Raw genomic sequence first — 17,286 nt, 5'->3', positions numbered from 1 at the left:
GAATTGGATGCAACTTTCAACAGTAACATCGGGTAGATTAAGCAGTCTGTCAAGATGAAGATCCATACGGTAGAAATCAATTAGTAGTATCTCATTATACACTTTTCACCAAAAAGCCAGAAGAGCCGTGTATGTTAACTTTTGCCATGTTTCTCGGCCCAAATCTAGACTGTGCTACAGCCCGGGATTTAGAATCACGAACTCAATCCGTGGATAATCTTACGGATTGGTTTTTCTACAAGGTTAATCCTCAATTAGGAGGCCGTAAATTGCGATCGGACGATTCTCCTATCTACATCCGCGAATGGAATGCGATTCGCCGTACAGTCGATCGCGAAATGATTGCTACACCAGGAGATTGCGCCGGTGATGCTTTCTGGGACTTCGACTATCGCGAGCACGGGCGATCGCTCGTTAGCGGAGCCCTCGAAGAGGATCGCATTGCAGACACAATTTGGACTATCCGCGATCCATCGGGCGATAAAACTCGTGCAGATGTTTCTAAACAAGAATGGAAGAAGCTTCGGAACTCAATATTTAGAGAGCATTTTTGCTATTAATATCCAAAATATAGCAATCATAAAATTAGTGACAAATAATCATATGTTTTATTCAAGAAAAGTAAAAATACAAAATATTTACCAGAAACAGTATATGATTGAATTAGATAAAATTTGGTAGAATATAAATTATTTATCTCTTTGTTCTATCCCTCTGCGTCCTCTGCATCCTCTGTGGTTAAATCATTCCCAAACTACCGGAAAGGATATCAAAGAGTAATAAAATAATTGATGTTGAGTTTGTTGTATAAAATATTGTCGTTGGTGCGTCGCTCGATAGATTTTTCACCGTTTTTTGGATATTATCGAGGGATCCACACCCTACCAATATCGTTGGTGCGTCGCTCGATAGATTTTTCACCGTTTTTTGGATATTATCGAGGGATCCACACCCTACCACTATCGTTGCATTGATTTGTCACTCTTGATATTAGCTATGGATATCCGTACCGAAAAGCCCGAAGATTTAGCAACTGTTCGCAATGTCAATATTGTGGCATTCGGGCGAGAAAATGAGGCTAACTTAGTCGATCGCCTGCGGGGAATTGCATCTACATTTTCCTTGGTTGCGGTACAATCCGATCGAGCAGTCGGACACATTTTCTTCAGTCCGGTTGTCATCGCCGGAAAATGTTCTAGCACCTTGTCAATTCTGGGTTTGGCACCAGTCGCTGTTCTACCAAACTATCAGCGGCAAGGTATCGGATCGCTGCTGATCCGCGAAGGTTTAAAACAGTGCGCCCGATCGCACTTTCACGCAGTGGTTGTCCTCGGATCTCCCGATTTCTATTCGCGTTTCGGGTTCGTTCCTGCTAGTAGCAAGATGTTGCGATGCGAATATGATGTACCTGATGAAGCTTTTATGGTGTTGGAGTTAGAAAGAGATGCTTTGCAGGATTGCAGCGGCATAGTGAAATATCGATCGGAGTTTAGTCTGTGCGAGTAGCCAATAAAACCACTTGCCTAGGTCTTAAAATTTATTTAAACGCTGCCTTTTCCCCTCTCCACCTTTGAACCGTGCAACACAAAAGCCGGAGTCAGAGCAGATTTGCCCTTCAAAGAAACAGCTCCCAAAGCCTCGCAATCGAAGTTTAGCCCGATCGACTCAAACACCCTTTCGCCAATCAAAATTTCATTTTCCCCCGCCTTGCTCATCAGCCTAGCAGCCGTATTCACCGTATCGCCGAGGATATTAAACTCCCTGCGCCCTCGCGGTTCCCCAACCTCAGCAGCAAACACAGGGCCCCGAGACAGCCCAATTTGACAGCTTACTTTCACATTTTCACCGCCGATAACGATCGGAGGTAAACTGGCAATTAGATCCCGGATCGCGATCGCCGCACTCGCCGCGCGACTTGGATCGTCGGTATGAACGTCCGGTACACCAAAATAAATCAATATATCCGAACCATCCAAATGCGCCGTTACTTTTTGCAGCACCCCCCCTTTCGCGGACACCACAGCATCAATTAGCGCAAACACCCGAGAACATCCCAGTACCAGATTAGCTTCCTCGGCTGGCGTTGCTTTGTCCACCAACTCCGGTAAACCGATCAAGTTGACAAACATCACCGTCGGTTCGGGAAAATCCGGCGGGATTTTCCGCCTGTCGGCATTTTCAACCAGCAGTCTCAAGATGGTTTTGGGAATATAACTAGCAAGGGGTTCAACCCGTTTCACGGCTTCCTCGATTTCGCTCACCAAACCCGATACCGTGCGATCGAGCAATATCGAACTTGGCATCCGCCGCCCAGTCAAAGTAATATCGTACTCTCCGAGTCGATCGTCCGTGAAATCATCTGCCACCAACAAATAACCCGGTTTCCACGATTCAAAACGAAATTGCTCCCCCAAAGACGAACTAGCAGTTTCAGTCAAACACACCCGCCCCACAGTCCCAGAACCCTCAGCCTGCTTGGCTTGCTGGACTGAATGCCCCAGCAGTACGTGAGCCATCCGCAGCGGTGTACCGATATCAGCACTAATATAGCGACCGCAATGGATACCCACCCGCATCCTCAAAGACAAAGCACCCCGCGCCGTTTCGATATTGGCAAATTTAGCCATCGCCCGCTGCATCCGCAAACCCGCCCGCACCGCCCTAGCTGTATCCTCCTCTTGGTCAATCCCTCCCAGAAACTGCACCAGCAGCGCATCTCCTGTAAACTCCAGCAAATCCCCCCCCGACTTGCTGACGATTTCAATCATTGAGGCAAAATAGTCGTTAATCACCCCCAACAGCGTTTCAGCGCCCTTGCGCCCCTGGGCTGTGTTTGCTTCCAACAGCGACGTAAACCCAGCTAAATCTGTGAATAGCAAAGTGCCTGTTTGCCATTGGTAGCGAACCTCCCCAGGGTTGGCCGGAGATTCGGACACGGGCCTGGGCACGTAGTCGTGGAGGATGTAGCGGAGACTCCGCAGGTGCTCGAACACCCCTATTAACGTCGTGGGGGACGGATCTACCCACGCACCAGCGTATAGTTCAGCCGAAAGCAGCTCGCGGAGTCGCAGTTCGATCGCAGCCAAGGGAGGATTGTAAGTTAATGTATTAATTTCCACCTAGTCTATTCTTAAAAAATAAGGTAAGTTCGATCGATCTCAAGCCAACATCAATAGCTAGACCTCTACCATTATCATAAGTTTCCCGTGACCCGATACCAGCCCAACTCAGAACACCAGATAGAAATTTCCCAAAGTCACAGCTTGATCGCTCCCGATTTGATCCGAGTTGCTCGATCGGCCTATGGTATGTATTTGAAAGTGCATTCCGAGCAAATGCAACGTCCGGCGGGTGTAGTTGTCTGTCAAGGAAGCGATCGAGGTCAGCTAATTTTTGCTTCGCATCCCGTTTTGTTGCCCGGTGAACGTTTTGTTACTTTTGACGAAATTGAATCTCAAATGTATTAAACAGTTGACGGTTGACAGTTGACAGTTGGGAATTGGGAATTGGGAATTGAGAATTGGGCATTGGGAATTGGGCATTGGTGACAGTTTCAAATTAAAACACATCGCACAATTTTAAAAGAAAAGGTTCGTAGTGAGGACTTTAGTCCGCATCCAAATCAGAGAATTTGGTTCGATATCTACAAAGGTTACATAACACAATCTAACGACCAATAGCTAACAACAAACAACAAATAACAAATAACAAACAACAAACAACAAACAACAAATAACAAATAACAAACAACAAATATCAACTTAATGGAAATAATCTTTAATTCCCTTGTCACCGCCATCGTCTTTGTCATCGGCTCGGCGATCGGCAGCTTTCTAAATGTGGTAATCTATCGGTTGCCTGCGGGTTTGTCGGTGATACATCCTCCTTCTCGCTGTCCCAAATGTTTAAATCAACTCAGAACTTACGAAAATATACCCGTCTTCGGTTGGCTGTGGCTGCGGGGACGCTGCAATCACTGCCGCAGTCGGATTTCTGCCCGCTACCCCCTGGTGGAAGCAGCCATGGGTTTGCTGTTTTTGCTCATCTATGGGCAGTTTGGGGTGAGCGTGCAAACACTGGGGTTTTGGACTTTGTTTAGCTGGCTGTTGGCTTTGTCTTTGATTGACTGCGATACAATGACTTTGCCTAATTCTTTGACTCGATCGGGCTTGATACTCGGATTGGTTTTCCAAATCGCCAAGGGTTGGTGGCCGACATTTAACCCGATCGACTCCGTGCACTATCTGGTACTAGACGGAATTTTGGGAGCAGTTGTCGGATTGTGGCTGTTTGACGCGATCGGACTTGCAGGATCGATCGGCTTCGGGCAGACTGCTATGGGTGGCGGCGATACCAAATTAGCAGCCTTGATGGGAGCTTGGCTGGGCTGGAAACTCTTGCTGCTAGCGGCATTTATCGCTTGTTTAGCCGGGGCTTTGGTTGGTGGCTCTTCGATCGCGATCGGATTGCTCGATCGGCGTCAACCCATGCCCTTCGGCCCGTTTCTGGCTCTCGGTGCAGCCATTACGGCTCTCTGGGGAGAACCGATCTTATCTATTTACTTGCAGTTCTTTTTCCCGAATTAGGGTTTGGGATCTGCCCTTACAAAGCGCGATCGACCGCAATATCGTCTCAATAATTGGTAAAATTATTCCGTGCCTTGGATTACACTTACCGAAAGGCGAGAGGAAAGCCCCCCGACGACCGTCGTGGCGATGAACTCGGCTGCGACGACCGTCGCCTACAATCTTCAGATTGCCCTTGTTTATTCATTATTTTTGCGCTATAGTAGTTAGCGTAAGACCAAGTAAATCGATGCTAGTTTTTGAGTTCAAAACCTACGGAAATTTAGAGCAGTTCGCAGCTATTGACGAGGCAATTCGTACTGTGCAGTTTATTCGGAATAAGTGCATTCGTTTGTGGATGGACGCTCCGAAAACAGGAAAGTATGACTTGAGCAAACAAAGTGCGGTATTGGCTCGCGAGTTTTCGTTTGCGGACAAACTCAATTCAACCGCCCGTCAGGCAGCGACAGAACGTGCTTGGTCAGCAATCTCCCGTTTTTATGACAACTGCAAAGCCAAGATTTCTGGCAAAAAAGGATACCCAAAGTTCCAGAAAGATAATCGCTCGGTTGAATATAAAGCATCGGGATGGAAACTAGCTGACGATCGCAAATCGATAACGTTCACCGATAAAAATGGGATTGGTCGATTAAAAATGAAAGGCACTCGTGACCTAAATTTCTATCAACCAGACCAGATTAAACGGGTGAGATTGGTAAAGCGTGCGGATGGCTACTACGTTCAATTCTGCATCCAAATAGATCGAGAAGAAAAGATCCAACCAACTCATAAAACTATCGGTCTAGATGTTGGGCTAGAGTCTTTTTATACCGATTCCTTGGGCAACAAGGTTGAAAATCCTCGGTTTTACCGAACTGGCGAAAAAAAGATGAAACGGTCGCAAAGACTGGTTTATCGCAAAGTCAAAGGCTCTAAAAATAGGCGTAAAGCTAGAGTCAAATTAGCTAGAGTTCACCTCAAAATAAGTAGGCAACGCAAAGACCATGCTATCAAACTGGCGCGGTGCGTAATCACATCTAACGATGTAGTGGTCTACGAAGATTTGCGGATTAAGAATCTAGTTAAAAATCATTGTCTAGCTAAGTCAATTAATGACGCTGGATGGTATCAATTTCGAGTTTGGCTAGAGTATTTTGGTAAGGTATTTAAACGGGCAACTATTGCGGTGAATCCTGCCTACACGTCCCAAGAATGCTCTAGCTGCGGCTCCATTGTGAAAAAGTCATTGTCTGCGCGCACTCATATTTGTCAATGTGGCTGTAAGTTAGATCGCGACCACAACGCTGGTATTAACATCCTTAACTCAGGATTGGGTACGGTAGGGCATACCGGAACCTTTGCGCTCGACGCAAGCAACGCTTCTGGAGAACCGACCTCTATTCTAGTTGGTGCAAACCTACTCGGGTAAGTTGGCTCGCTGAGAGAAGAATCCCCCGCATTCATGCGCGGGGAGTGTCAAAACTACTAGCTTTCGCTGGGAAGCGGAATTGATGCAGCAAATCCTCGCTGCTCATCAAATCCCAGCTCGGATTGTTGACTTAGGCATAGCATCTTATTTAGGGGCAGGAAGTGCTACAGCCCTGCAAGTTCTTCCAGAACACCAGCAGACAGCATCGCTCCTCATCAGTCCGATTGAAGAGGAACCCGAATCTAACAGTTAACAGTCAACAGTTAACAGTTAACAGTCAACAGTCAACAGTCAACAGTCAACAGTCAACAGTTAACAATTCCCAACTTTTAATGTCTCTATTTGATTGGTTTGCAAATCGACGAAAATCAGTACCGAACTCCCAAGAACGGCCGGAACGAGAAATTGCCGACGGACTTTGGAATAAATGCACAGCTTGCGATGCCCTGAGTTATACCAAAGACCTGCGAGCAAATCAAATGGTTTGCTTGGAATGCGGGCATCATATCAGAGTTTACAGTGACGATCGCATCGAGCAGTTGATCGACCCCAATACCTGGACACCCATTAACGGAAATCTCCAGGCCACCGATCCGCTGAAATTTCGCGATCGCAAAAAATATAGCGATCGACTCAGAGAATTTCAAGAAAAAACAGGCCACCTAGACGCCGTAGAAACAGGCACCGGCCAAATCGAAAATTTGCCCGTCGCCCTCGGAGTCATGGAATTTCAGTTCATCGGCGGCAGCATGGGCTCAGTTGTCGGAGAAAAACTGACTCGCCTCATCGAACACGCCACACGGGAACGCTTACCCGTACTCATTGTCTGCGCTTCCGGCGGTGCGAGAATGCAGGAAGGAATGCTCAGCCTCATGCAAATGGCTAAGATTTCCGGGGCTCTGGAACGCCACCGGGAAGCGAGACTGCTTTACATCCCAATTTTGACCCACCCGACCACCGGCGGCGTCACCGCTAGTTTTGCCATGTTGGGAGACATTATAATTGCAGAGCCAAAAGCTACAGTAGCCTTTACGGGGGGCCGGGTAATCGAGCAAACTCTGCGCGAAAAGCTGCCGGAAAATTATCAAACTTCCGAATACTCCTTCGCCCACGGTTTTGTAGACTTGATCGTACCCCGAACTCAATTAAAGAAAACTCTGGCTGGACTCATCAGCCTCCACCAGCCCCAGCCTTTCTTGGCAGACTCGGAATTCCCCGCCCACGATGCTACCGAAAGCCACCACGCTGTGGCGGCACCGACTCACGCTTTCAAGCTTTCTCCCTAAGCTGCTGCGCCGGATGACTCCTGTGGCGAACCGATCAAAATTTTCGACCAAAGTTCAAGCCCCATAAGACACCTGTGGAGTAAATCTCAAATCGAAAAATGGAAAATCGCCCCGTCTGTTGGTGAGTCCGCCAAAGACGAAAATGTCAGAGGAATTCCCCAAAAACCCTGGTTTCTACGAAAAACATGAAGTTTGGTAGCGAGAAATGCACGCAGATACGGGGTTTTTAGTCCTGCGCGCCCAAGTCCTATTGATAATAAAGACGCGGCAATGGGATGATATTGGTTGGAAGTTGATGGAGTTTGAAGTTTGGATGAGCAAAAATGCTTAGTGTTAGTTAGTGGTTAGTTAGCTGGCGATCGCACAAAATCTCAGAACAAACTAACAGGTCAGTAACTCAGGGAGTCAACGCCACTGAGCTTGTAAGAAATTGCAAGCTGTACTGACCAGCCTAAGTCTTAACTGACTACGTTATTCAGGTCATGACACCGGAGAATGCGACGCTAGTTTTCCGCTCTGTCGCTAGTGGTTAAACAGTTTTAAAGTCACTGAAACAGTGCTGCTAGCCTAACAAGCCCTTATAACATTGGCGAAGCGAACATTACCCGAAAGGGATTCGGAGACAACCATATCTCCACAGAGGGGCAACCATACCCCTCTAACCCCGAAAGGGGGATTCAAGGCGGTTGAAACCGCTCTTGGAGTTTTCCTCTCAGGTCTAAAGACTCGCTCGTTTCCCACTTACCGAGTTTTTTTATGACAGCTAACAGCGCTTTGTTAAATTGTCCGCCTTTCATTCAATAGCCGTCAACTCAATTCTGACCCGTCAGCGACCTGAAAATTATGGGTTTTGCAGACCTGTCCATCGCAGAAATAGCAGAAGACTTCAACGTCCCTGTTGAAGACGTGCTCCGCTTGTGTGATGAGCTGGAAATTGCCTACAAACACCCTCAAACCCGTTTGGCTTTGGAAGATGTTAAGGCAATTATGTCCGCTCTCGAAAAAAGGCGCGACTCAAAACGAATTGCAGATTAGATCGATCGCAAAATTCCTCTACCTTTAAAGGTATGGCTGCACAAACTTTCGCCAGTTGTCGCCAAAGAAAGGAATTTTGAACAGAAATCTGTTTGCCAGCTATACTCTCTTAGCGTTCAATAATTTGCCGGATTTTTTTAAGGAGAACCATGCTTAAAAGATATTTCATTGCTCTGACCGCTGTATTCTTGACATTTCAGTTATTTGTCAGCAGCGCAATGGCTGTCGAACTGAGTCCTGAACTTCGGACTGTAACTTTAAATGACAAGGGCGCTCCGGTAGTGCTGAGCCTCAAACAAGTCCAGCAAGGCAAACGCCTGTTCCAAAATACTTGTGCTCAATGTCACGCTGCGGGCATGACAAAAACTGACCCGAACCTCAATTTGAGTCCGGAAACTCTGGCTTTGGCCAACCCACCCCGCAATAATATTGAGTCGCTCGTGGACTATATGAAAAATCCCACGACTTATGACGGGTTTCAAGAAATTTCGGAACTGCATCCGAGCATGAAGAGTGCGGATATTTTCGCTGAGATGAGAAATCTCTCGGATGAAGATTTGTACGCGATTGCCGGTCACATTCTGTTGCAGCCGAAAATTATCTCCCGCCAGTGGGCTGGTGGCAAAGGCGCTCGCTAATCAATTTTAAATTTGAGATTTTGGATTTTGGATTGAGAGGGGCTGGGATTTGGCAAGGATTGCTGGCTCGCCGTTTTTCTATCGAAAATCTGAAATCTCAAATTTACCCCTGGTTGATTGATTCTTCCGAGTGGAAGTCGCTGACTTGAGATAGCGGACTCGTTGATACTGACGAAAGTCAGAGCGCAACAAAAAAAATTCGATTGTACGAGCAAATGTTAGTGGATTATTGACTTTTCTACGCCTTTATGCTGCATCGTGGTGTTTTTCTCTGCTTTTTGTTGGGGATGTTAATTATTTTGCCGCTCCTGCTGCTGGCTCCTCAACCTGTTTTGGCTGCTGGCGATTCTTACGTGAATAGATATTTACAAGCCAAGGAACCTGTAGCACTAGAATTGGACGCTGAGGGAAACACTCGGTTGTTTTCCGCTCAGGATTTGTCTGTGGGCAAGGTGTTGTTCGAGCAAAATTGCATGAATTGCCACGTCGGAGGAGCAACTTTGCCGGATCCGATGATATCTCTGTCTTTGGCAGATCTCCAGGGGGCAACGCCTCCCCGCACCAACATCAATAGTTTGGTGTCATACCTGAGAGAGCCTATGACTTATGACGGCAGTGAGGAAACTTTTTGGTGCCGCCAAGTACCCGAAAGCTGGATGCCACAGACTGAGGTTGAAAATTTGGCTGCTTTTGTGATCCGGGCCGCTCAGAAAGCTCCGGGCTGGGGCGTGGATAATTTTGAGAGTTGAACTGCCACTGCCAAAAAGTGGTAAATTACTCGGGAGAAAGCAATCGCCTAGTCGCGATCGCGCCTGTTTTAATCAGGTAAAATAATTAAAGAATCACCCTTTGTGTGTCCATTAGAGGAGAACTGCGTTGAAAAGACTCTTATCGATCGCCTTGTTAGCGTTCACAATTTTCACTTTCGGCTTCAGCAGCCCTGCTCTGGCTGGAGATGCTGCTAAAGGAGCTAAAATCTTCAGCAACAACTGTTCTGCTTGTCACATCGGTGGCGGCAACGTCGTTATGGCAATGAAAACCTTGAAAAAGGGCGCTCTTGAGAAGTATGGCATGAATTCTATCGAAGCTATTACGACTCAGGTAACTAAGGGCAAAAATGCTATGCCTGCTTTCGGCGGCCGCTTGAAGCCCGACCAAATCGAGGATGTAGCAACCTACGTACTCGAACAATCTGAGAAAGACTGGAAAGGCTAAACTGCCTCTTTGAAGTCGGACAACCTGGGCGGACTTGATTTAATTTTAAAACTTGTCTTCCCGATCGCACCCTCTCTCTCTCTTTGGTAAATAAATCTCGGTTTGCAGCGATCTTAACCTATTTGGGAAAGCCCGCCAGAAATCAGATGTTTATTAGCCCAAGGGTGGGGGAGGGAAATTTTATTTTAGATTTTAAATTTTAGATTGAAAATTTTTTAGATTGAAGATTGAAGATTGCTAATTTTGTATAAATTGTCAAGCACAGGACATTAACAGGGCCTCCCTATGGGGACAAGAAACCCGGTTTCTCAGAAAAATTTGCGACGAAAAACGAGAAATACTCAGAAACCGCGTCGCTCAAATTAGCGCGCGATCGCAAATTAATTAGTAAATGCTGACTTTGGATAAGTTGTCAAGCACTTTACATTAAGATTTATTAATGCTGAGGTTCATCAATGAAAAGTGTGTGCTAGGATGTAACACCTTATTAGAAAAGCTTTGAAATCAAAATTAAAGTCGATCGCGAAAGTGGACTCTACATCTACCATGAACGTAAAAACATCAAGCATGAACGTCAAAACATCAGCAAAAGTTAAAACTGAAGTCAAAACTCTCGGAGGCGCAGCCTCGGGTGCGATCGAGAAATATTTCCGCAAAGCAGTAGGGCACGAGGCTGAAGTTATCAAAGACAAAGATGCAGAAGAACTTCATCAAATGCGAGTCGGAATGCGGCGTTTGCGATCGGCTGTAACGGGTTTTGCTCCGGTTTTAGACTTGCCAAAAGCAGCTTCTGAACACAAAATTGGTAAGGTGGGGCGGATTCTGGGAAGGCTCAGAGATTTGGATGTGATGCTCGAAAGTCTCCAAAACGGATATTACCCGAATTTGCCGGCTGACGAACAGGAAGTTTTGGATGAAGCTTTGTTGAGTTTGCTCAAACAGCGGCGTCGGGCTTTGAAAGCGGTGAGGGCTGTTTTGGAACACAAAAGCTACCAGTCGCTGAAAGAGTCGATCGAGAATTGGGTAGAAAAACCGCAGTTTAGGGCGATCGAACATTTGCCAATTGCCGAGGTTGTACCAGATTTGCTGTTACCTCAAATCAGTGAGTTTTTCCTGCATCCAGCTTGGCTGCTGGGCACCGAATATGAGGATGGCAAAGTTAAAGTTGCTGATGATTTGACTGAGTCGGCTGTGGAAGAGAAGTTAGCAGCGGAGGGAACTATTCTGCACGATTTGCGGAAGCAAGCTAAGCGGGTTCGGTATTTGATGAATCTGTTTGGCGATTTTTACGGGGAGACTTATGAAGTTTATGTCGAAGATGTAAAAGCTGTTCAGGAATGTTTGGGCGATATTCAAGACTGTGAAGTTTTAGGGGAGTTTCTGACAGATTTTGTCGATCGCGATTTGCAAAAAGAGTTGCCGAAACTGGCTGGTTTGCTAGCCCAAAAACGCTACGGGGCTTGGCAAAAATGGCAGGTTTTGCAGCGCAAGTATTTGAAATCGGAAATTAGGCAAGATTTGCGATCGACTTTAATTCATCCTGTGGTTGCAGGTGCTAAGAGTGATTAGTCTCAGAAAAAGTAGGTTTTCCGGGTGAAGAAAGTGCGATCGGCTGCGGGAACTAGAAGCCGGACACGGCAATGCCATGTCCTACAAATATAGCCTACAATAACAGATATTCGTAGGAAAACGGCAATTCCGTGTCCTTCATCGTGTAACTTAAGAAAGGGCGATCGCGCTTTGGGAAGGAAAAGGGCGATCGCCCGATTTGCCAAAATAATGATTAGAGTGAAAACTAAGTAAGCATTGTAAAAATACGCCTCGTATCTTTACAACAATGTATCTTTACAACAATCGTTTATTGGGGAAAAGATATTTATGTGGCAGAATGCCCTGAAGTGGGAACAGCTAGCCCGGGTGAAACTATTGAATAAGCGATTGCCAATCTGAAAGAATCAACAGAACTCTATTTACACGAATTCTCTCATGTCAGATTTGTTATTTCCTACCTTTCTAGCATACCTGAAATTGTATTTATTTACCATAAAGAATTGATTGAAAGCCTCTCCTTTTGAGGAAGAAATTAAAATCAGACTATTCATTACTTCAATCCTCTTCCTTCTAGGTAGAGGTCGCTCTCCCATGGTCAACTGTCAACTGTCAACTGTCAACTGTCAACTGTTCAACAGCGCTTAAATCAAACTTTTCCAGTTTCTAAGGGTATTTTTTTCGGACAAATATCATCATCGTACCAACCAGTCAAAGCCACAGCCAAAGCATCCGCCGCATCATCAGGTTTCGGAATATAACCCAACTCCAACTCCCGCGCCACTGCCTCTTGTACTTCCGATTTATCAGCATTGCCGCGGCCAGTCAAAGCTTGCTTAATTTGAGCAGGCGTAAACTCAAACAGCGGCACACCGCACTGAGCCAATACCAGCGTCAAAACGCCCCGTGCTTGGGCTACAAGTATAGTATTTCCCATTTTGTAAAAAAACAGTTTTTCGGCAATTGCCAAATCTGGTTTTACCTCATCAATTACCGTATGCAAATCTTCATAAATTGTTTTTAGGCGCTGTCCCATTTCCTGCTTTGGCGTTGTTTTAATCACACCACAATCAATTAGGGAAACGCTATTCTCGTCTTGTTTGCCGGGGATAATATGACAAGATATCGCGCCGTAACCAAGATTTGCCAAGCCCGGATCTAATCCCAAAATTCGTGTTTCCATTCACAATTATTGATTGTTTTTCTCATGTCAGAGCCAATTAATAGCACCCGAAAAGCTTCCACACACATTCTCAGTTCCCTATTATTCCATTTTTTTATCTAAAATCCGGTAAGCGGCTGTGTATTTAAATTGTATATCTTGATGACCATCACAAATCGTCCAATCATCTCCCCGAATTCCCTTCTCCCATAGGGCGATCGATATTCAGACACAATCTAGATGCACAACAGCTTAGAATTTTTGTATAAAAGATGGAGGTATCCGCACTGAACTGTATGAGATTAGACTTACTATGCAGGACTACAAAAAATAGTTGTTAATTTTTCGGTTGGCAAACTTTTGTCATCGAGGGCAATATAGTAATATCAAGTTTGGTTATCTCATCGCAATCAAGTTTGAGCGTTGGGAATATAAGTCCTTGAGAATGCGGACTAAAGTCCTCACTACGAACCATATTGAATGCAAGTTCTTGAAAATGCGGACTAAAGTCCTCACTACGAACCATATTGAATGCAAGTTCTTGAAAATGCGGACTAAAGTCCTCACTACGAACCATATTGAATGCAAGTTCTTGAAAATGCGGACTAAAGTCCTCACTACGAACCATATTGAATGCAAGTTCTTGAAAATGCGGACTAAAGTCCTCACTACGAACCATATTGAATGCAAGTTCTTGAAAATGCGGACTAAAGTCCTCACTACGAACCATATTGAATGCAAGTTCTTGAAAATGCGGACTAAAGTCCTCACTACGAACCATATTGCCCAAAAAATATGCTGACAGATGATTTAATGTATCGAGCACTTGTTGACAAAGATGTTTCCTGGGAAGGGACTTTTTTTGCAGCAGTAAAAACCACTGGTATCTTTTGTCGCCCAACTTGTACGGCACGGAAACCTAAAAAAGAAAATGTAGAATTTTTCCCAACTGCTAAAGAAGCGATACTTCACGGTTACAGAGCCTGTAAGGTTTGCAAACCTTTGGAAATGCTGAATGCAACACCCGATCGCATTCAAGCTATTCTACGCGAAATCGGCAACAATCCCGCCACAAAATTGACAGATTTGGATTTGGCTTCCCGAGGCATTGAGCCAAGTCAAATCCGCCGTTGGTTTTTGAAGAATCACGGCATTACTTTTCATGCTTACCAAAGAATGTTGCGGATAAATTCAGCTTTTAAGAAAATCCAAAATGGCGAAACAGTTACTGCTACAGCCTACGATAGCGGCTATGAATCGCTCAGCGGTTTTAACGATTCATTTAAATCTATTTTGGGCGTGTCGCCATCAAATAGCAAAACCAAACAAGTAATAGATCTTACTAGATTGGAAACTCCCTTAGGAACTATGTTCGCCTGTGCAGTTGCCCAAGGTATTTGCCTTTTAGAATTTAGCGATCGCAAAATGATTGAGAGGCAGTTTGAGTCATTGACTAAACTTTTAGATGCGACTGTACTGCAAGGCACAAACAAACATTTTGATTTGTTGCAACTACAACTCAATGAGTATTTTGCAGGCCAGCGAAAAGAGTTTTCAGTGCCGCTATTCACACCGGGAACGGAATTTCAGCAGGCAGTTTGGCAAGAGTTACAAAAGATTCCCTACGGTGCAACTTGTTCGTACCAACAACAAGCTTCTGCATTGAAAAATCCTCAAGCTGTTCGTGCGGTGGCAAATGCTAACGGCAGGAACAGAATTTGTATTGTGATTCCTTGTCATCGAGTAATTGGATCTGATGGCACATTAACAGGTTACGCGGGTGGTTTATGGCGAAAACAATGGTTGCTCGATCTGGAAGCAAAAAATTGTCGATCGTGAATTCATACCCTTTATAGCGGTTCTGAGAAAGATAAGGTACGTTGTTGGGCTTCAGCCCTCTTAGATTAACTGGTTATATAAGCTATCAGTCATACCTCATCTTTTTGATAAAGGCTATATATGTGATACACACAATCTTCGAGTAAGTAAGGTGCGTCGCTCATCAATTGTCGCTGTTTTTTTGTGATTTAAGGTAGCGACGCACCCTACAGTTACTGCAATCTTAATCTGTAATGCTAATATATCGAGGCTGATTCTTGATTCGCTCAATCCAAGTTTTAATTGCCGGAAACCCCGTCAAATCAAATCCGCCTTCCCCAGCAACGTGAGTGTACGCAAATAAACCGATATCAGCAATAGAATAGCGATCGCCCACAAAAAAGTCATTTTTCTCTAAATGCTGTTCCATCACCCCCAAAGCAGCATAACCCGGTGCTTGTTTCTGTTGCAGTGCATCTTGATATTCCTGTGCTTTCCCTGTCAAATACCAAAAACGAGAAGTTGCAATAAAAGGTTCGTGACTGTACTGTTCAAAAAACAACCACTGCATCACTTGAGCGCGTTCAAATTTATCGGTGGGGAAAAACTCAGTTTCTTCGCTCAAGTAAAACATAATCGCATTCGATTCAAACAGAAACTTACCCGGTGCAATCTCTAAAACCGGAATGCGGCCATTGGGATTTTTGACCAAAAATTCGGCTGTGCGACTTTCTTTTTGCAGAATATTAATTTCTGTGCGATCGAATGGAATATTGAGTTGAGTTAAGAGCAAGCGAACTTTATAGCAATTGCCTGAGGGCGAATATTCGTAGAGTTTGAACATAATTATCCTTGTTTTGAACTAACCGCAAATTACACAGATCGAGAAAGTATAAGGTTCGTAGTGCGGACTTCAGTCCGCAATAAATAAGGTTCGTAGTGCGGACTTCAGTCCGCAATAAATAAGGTTCGTAGTGCGGACTTCAGTCCGCAATAAATAAGGTTCGTAGTGCGGACTTCAGTCCGCATAGTTCATACTGCTTTCAGATTCGATATCATATGTCGCTGGAGTAACTTACCAACAATAGCGATACCCCGCTCAATTTCTTCAGGCAAAAGAGAGAAATTCAATCGCATTGCTGGATAGCCTTTGCGATCGGCGAAAAATGCTCTACCGCAAGCAATCAAAATACCTTCAGATAAAGCCTCTTGACAAATTTTTTGTACTGACAGGCAATTCGGTAAATGTACCCACAAAAACAATCCCCCTTCAGGGACTGTCCAACTGGCTTCCTGGGGAAAGTAACGCTCCAAAGCTTGCAGCATGGCATTTCTGCTCTGCAAGTTTTGCATCCGAATCTGATTCAAATGTCGGCGGTAATGACCGGAAGCCAGATATTCACTAACTATTGCCTGAGAAATAGTTGATACGTGAAAATCGTGCAATAATTTTTGTCTCATAATAGCCTGATATTCGACATCTGGAACGATAATCCAACCAACTCGCAGGCCTGGGATTAGAGTTTTGGAGAAAGTGCCAATATATGTTACCAGGTTTTGCTGGTCAAAGGCTTTGATAGGCGCAGGAACAGGCTGAAAATTTAGTCCTTCGTAGGCGTTATCTTCTAAAATGGCGCATTCATATTGACTGGCTAATGCTAATAACTGCTGGCGATGAGTTTGAGAAGTTGTCAGCCCAGTAGGATTGTGGAGCGTGCTGATCGTGTAAATTAATTTAGGGCGGTGAGTCTGGAGACAAGATTCTAGGATAGCTAAATTCATCCCTTCGACCGTCATGGGAATGCCGACAATTTTAGCTCCTATATCTTCTAAAATAGCAACTGCTCCGTGATAAGTTGGTGCTTCTACAATTACCCGATCGCCAGATCGGACATAGTGACGCATCGCTAAAGACAATCCCTGCTGAGATCCGTTAGTCAGAATCAATTGTTCTGGAGCAACATCGAGTCCTTGTTGCACCAACATTTGAGCAATTTGTTGCTGCAAAATCGGCTGTCCCCCAGGAAAACCGTATCTGAAGAGTGTATCTCCGGCTTCGGTGACGGCTCGTCTGGCGATTTTTTGCAAGTCTTGCAATCCCCAAGGACGGGGAAAACCCGAGCTAAAGTCAGTAATTCCTGTTTGCGATTGTACCTGAATTGAAGCCAAGAAGCTATCGCAAAAACGGCCTCCATCTGTATCTGGGACGATCGCATCTTGAAGGGACGGAAAAGCTGTTCCCAGTCTCGGGGTGGGCACTGTTTGATGGCTGACAAAGTATCCTGAGCCTTGGCGAGCATAAATCAAGCTATCTGCTTCTAAAACGCCGTAAGCTTCAATGACTGTCAATCGGGCCACTTGCAAGGTGTTAGCTAGCGATCGAATGGAAGGCAAGCGTTGTCCAGGTGGTAATGTCCCAGACTGGATCAGTCGCTTGAGGCGATCGCGAATCTGCAAGTAAATCGGTTTGGGAGATTGTCTGTCTAGGGGTATTTTCACAGCACATATTCGATCGTGACAGTACAGGGCGATCGCAATTTTCAATTCATTGAAATCCAAGACACAGCTCTACCGCGTCCTAACCGAAAAC

The 17,286-nt window shown here is 45.2% G+C and carries 19 protein-coding genes; 14 read left to right on the top strand and 5 right to left on the bottom strand.

What is annotated here, in order from left to right; all coding sequences use genetic code 11:
• Nucleotides 1–131: 131 nt before the first annotated feature.
• Complete coding sequence (locus QZW82_RS28500; RefSeq protein WP_293156536.1) at nucleotides 132–560, top strand: hypothetical protein; 429 nt, start codon at nucleotides 132–134, stop codon at nucleotides 558–560.
• A 436-nt stretch (nucleotides 561–996) separates the two neighbouring features.
• Nucleotides 997–1,506: an N-acetyltransferase gene (locus tag QZW82_RS28495; protein WP_293156481.1), complete on the top strand. Its 510-nt coding sequence runs from the start codon at nucleotides 997–999 to the stop codon at nucleotides 1,504–1,506.
• Nucleotides 1,507–1,541: 35 nt separating this feature from the next.
• On the opposite strand, the gene QZW82_RS28490 is transcribed toward QZW82_RS28495, so the two are convergent.
• The gene (locus tag QZW82_RS28490; RefSeq protein WP_293156478.1) at nucleotides 1,542–3,119 is read right to left on the bottom strand and encodes an adenylate/guanylate cyclase domain-containing protein; all 1,578 of its coding nucleotides are present in this window, start codon (nucleotides 3,117–3,119) and stop codon (nucleotides 1,542–1,544) included.
• An 87-nt stretch (nucleotides 3,120–3,206) separates the two neighbouring features.
• Between QZW82_RS28490 and QZW82_RS28485 the strand changes: the two genes are divergently transcribed.
• From QZW82_RS28485 to QZW82_RS28435, 11 genes are all read left to right on the top strand, one after another.
• The gene (locus tag QZW82_RS28485) at nucleotides 3,207–3,467 is read left to right on the top strand and encodes a hypothetical protein (RefSeq protein WP_293156475.1); all 261 of its coding nucleotides are present in this window, start codon (nucleotides 3,207–3,209) and stop codon (nucleotides 3,465–3,467) included.
• Nucleotides 3,468–3,764: 297 nt separating this feature from the next.
• Entirely contained in the window at nucleotides 3,765–4,586 is an 822-nt protein-coding gene (locus tag QZW82_RS28480; RefSeq protein WP_293156472.1) for an A24 family peptidase, read from the top strand.
• Between the two features lie 229 nt (nucleotides 4,587–4,815).
• A complete protein-coding gene (locus QZW82_RS28475; RefSeq protein ID WP_293156469.1) occupies nucleotides 4,816–5,994 on the top strand; it encodes a transposase in 1,179 nt (392 codons plus the stop codon).
• Between the two features lie 82 nt (nucleotides 5,995–6,076).
• Complete coding sequence (locus QZW82_RS28470; protein ID WP_293156466.1) at nucleotides 6,077–6,247, top strand: hypothetical protein; 171 nt, start codon at nucleotides 6,077–6,079, stop codon at nucleotides 6,245–6,247.
• A 79-nt stretch (nucleotides 6,248–6,326) separates the two neighbouring features.
• Entirely contained in the window at nucleotides 6,327–7,280 is a 954-nt protein-coding gene (gene accD, locus QZW82_RS28465) for an acetyl-CoA carboxylase, carboxyltransferase subunit beta (protein ID WP_293156463.1), read from the top strand.
• Between the two features lie 843 nt (nucleotides 7,281–8,123).
• Nucleotides 8,124–8,315, top strand: coding sequence for a translation initiation factor IF-2 (locus tag QZW82_RS28460; RefSeq protein ID WP_293156461.1), 192 nt, complete (start codon nucleotides 8,124–8,126; stop codon nucleotides 8,313–8,315).
• Between the two features lie 149 nt (nucleotides 8,316–8,464).
• Entirely contained in the window at nucleotides 8,465–8,953 is a 489-nt protein-coding gene (gene psbV, locus QZW82_RS28455) for a photosystem II cytochrome c-550 (RefSeq protein ID WP_293156458.1), read from the top strand.
• A gap of 248 nt (nucleotides 8,954–9,201) precedes the next feature.
• Complete coding sequence (psbV2, locus tag QZW82_RS28450; protein WP_293156455.1) at nucleotides 9,202–9,702, top strand: photosystem II cytochrome PsbV2; 501 nt, start codon at nucleotides 9,202–9,204, stop codon at nucleotides 9,700–9,702.
• A gap of 127 nt (nucleotides 9,703–9,829) precedes the next feature.
• A complete protein-coding gene (petJ, locus tag QZW82_RS28445; RefSeq protein WP_293156452.1) occupies nucleotides 9,830–10,168 on the top strand; it encodes a cytochrome c6 PetJ in 339 nt (112 codons plus the stop codon).
• 567 nt (nucleotides 10,169–10,735) lie between these two features.
• On the top strand, nucleotides 10,736–11,737 hold the full coding sequence (locus tag QZW82_RS28440) for a CHAD domain-containing protein (protein ID WP_293156449.1): 1,002 nt from the start codon (nucleotides 10,736–10,738) through the stop codon (nucleotides 11,735–11,737).
• 486 nt (nucleotides 11,738–12,223) lie between these two features.
• Complete coding sequence (locus tag QZW82_RS28435) at nucleotides 12,224–12,364, top strand: hypothetical protein (protein WP_293156446.1); 141 nt, start codon at nucleotides 12,224–12,226, stop codon at nucleotides 12,362–12,364.
• Nucleotide 12,365: 1 nt separating this feature from the next.
• Here the strand turns inward: QZW82_RS28435 and ruvC are convergent, their stop codons facing one another.
• Both ruvC and QZW82_RS28425 read right to left on the bottom strand, forming a co-directional pair.
• Nucleotides 12,366–12,899, bottom strand: coding sequence for a crossover junction endodeoxyribonuclease RuvC (gene ruvC / locus QZW82_RS28430; RefSeq protein ID WP_293156443.1), 534 nt, complete (start codon nucleotides 12,897–12,899; stop codon nucleotides 12,366–12,368).
• Between the two features lie 316 nt (nucleotides 12,900–13,215).
• Nucleotides 13,216–13,659: a hypothetical protein gene (locus QZW82_RS28425; RefSeq protein WP_293156440.1), complete on the bottom strand. Its 444-nt coding sequence runs from the start codon at nucleotides 13,657–13,659 to the stop codon at nucleotides 13,216–13,218.
• A 14-nt stretch (nucleotides 13,660–13,673) separates the two neighbouring features.
• Here QZW82_RS28425 and QZW82_RS28420 point away from each other — a divergent pair, with 14 nt between their 5' ends.
• Nucleotides 13,674–14,717: a bifunctional transcriptional activator/DNA repair enzyme AdaA gene (locus tag QZW82_RS28420; protein WP_293156437.1), complete on the top strand. Its 1,044-nt coding sequence runs from the start codon at nucleotides 13,674–13,676 to the stop codon at nucleotides 14,715–14,717.
• 223 nt (nucleotides 14,718–14,940) lie between these two features.
• On the opposite strand, the gene QZW82_RS28415 is transcribed toward QZW82_RS28420, so the two are convergent.
• Both QZW82_RS28415 and QZW82_RS28410 read right to left on the bottom strand, forming a co-directional pair.
• Complete coding sequence (locus QZW82_RS28415; RefSeq protein ID WP_293156435.1) at nucleotides 14,941–15,540, bottom strand: glutathione S-transferase family protein; 600 nt, start codon at nucleotides 15,538–15,540, stop codon at nucleotides 14,941–14,943.
• Between the two features lie 188 nt (nucleotides 15,541–15,728).
• A complete protein-coding gene (locus tag QZW82_RS28410; protein WP_293156432.1) occupies nucleotides 15,729–17,255 on the bottom strand; it encodes a PLP-dependent aminotransferase family protein in 1,527 nt (508 codons plus the stop codon).
• Between the last annotated feature and the right edge of the window lie 31 nt (nucleotides 17,256–17,286).

The organism is Microcoleus sp. bin48.metabat.b7b8b9.023 (assembly GCF_013299185.1).
In the GTDB taxonomy this organism is placed as follows: Bacteria; Cyanobacteriota; Cyanobacteriia; order Cyanobacteriales; family Microcoleaceae; genus Microcoleus.
This window is presented reverse-complemented; position numbering and strand designations above follow the sequence as displayed.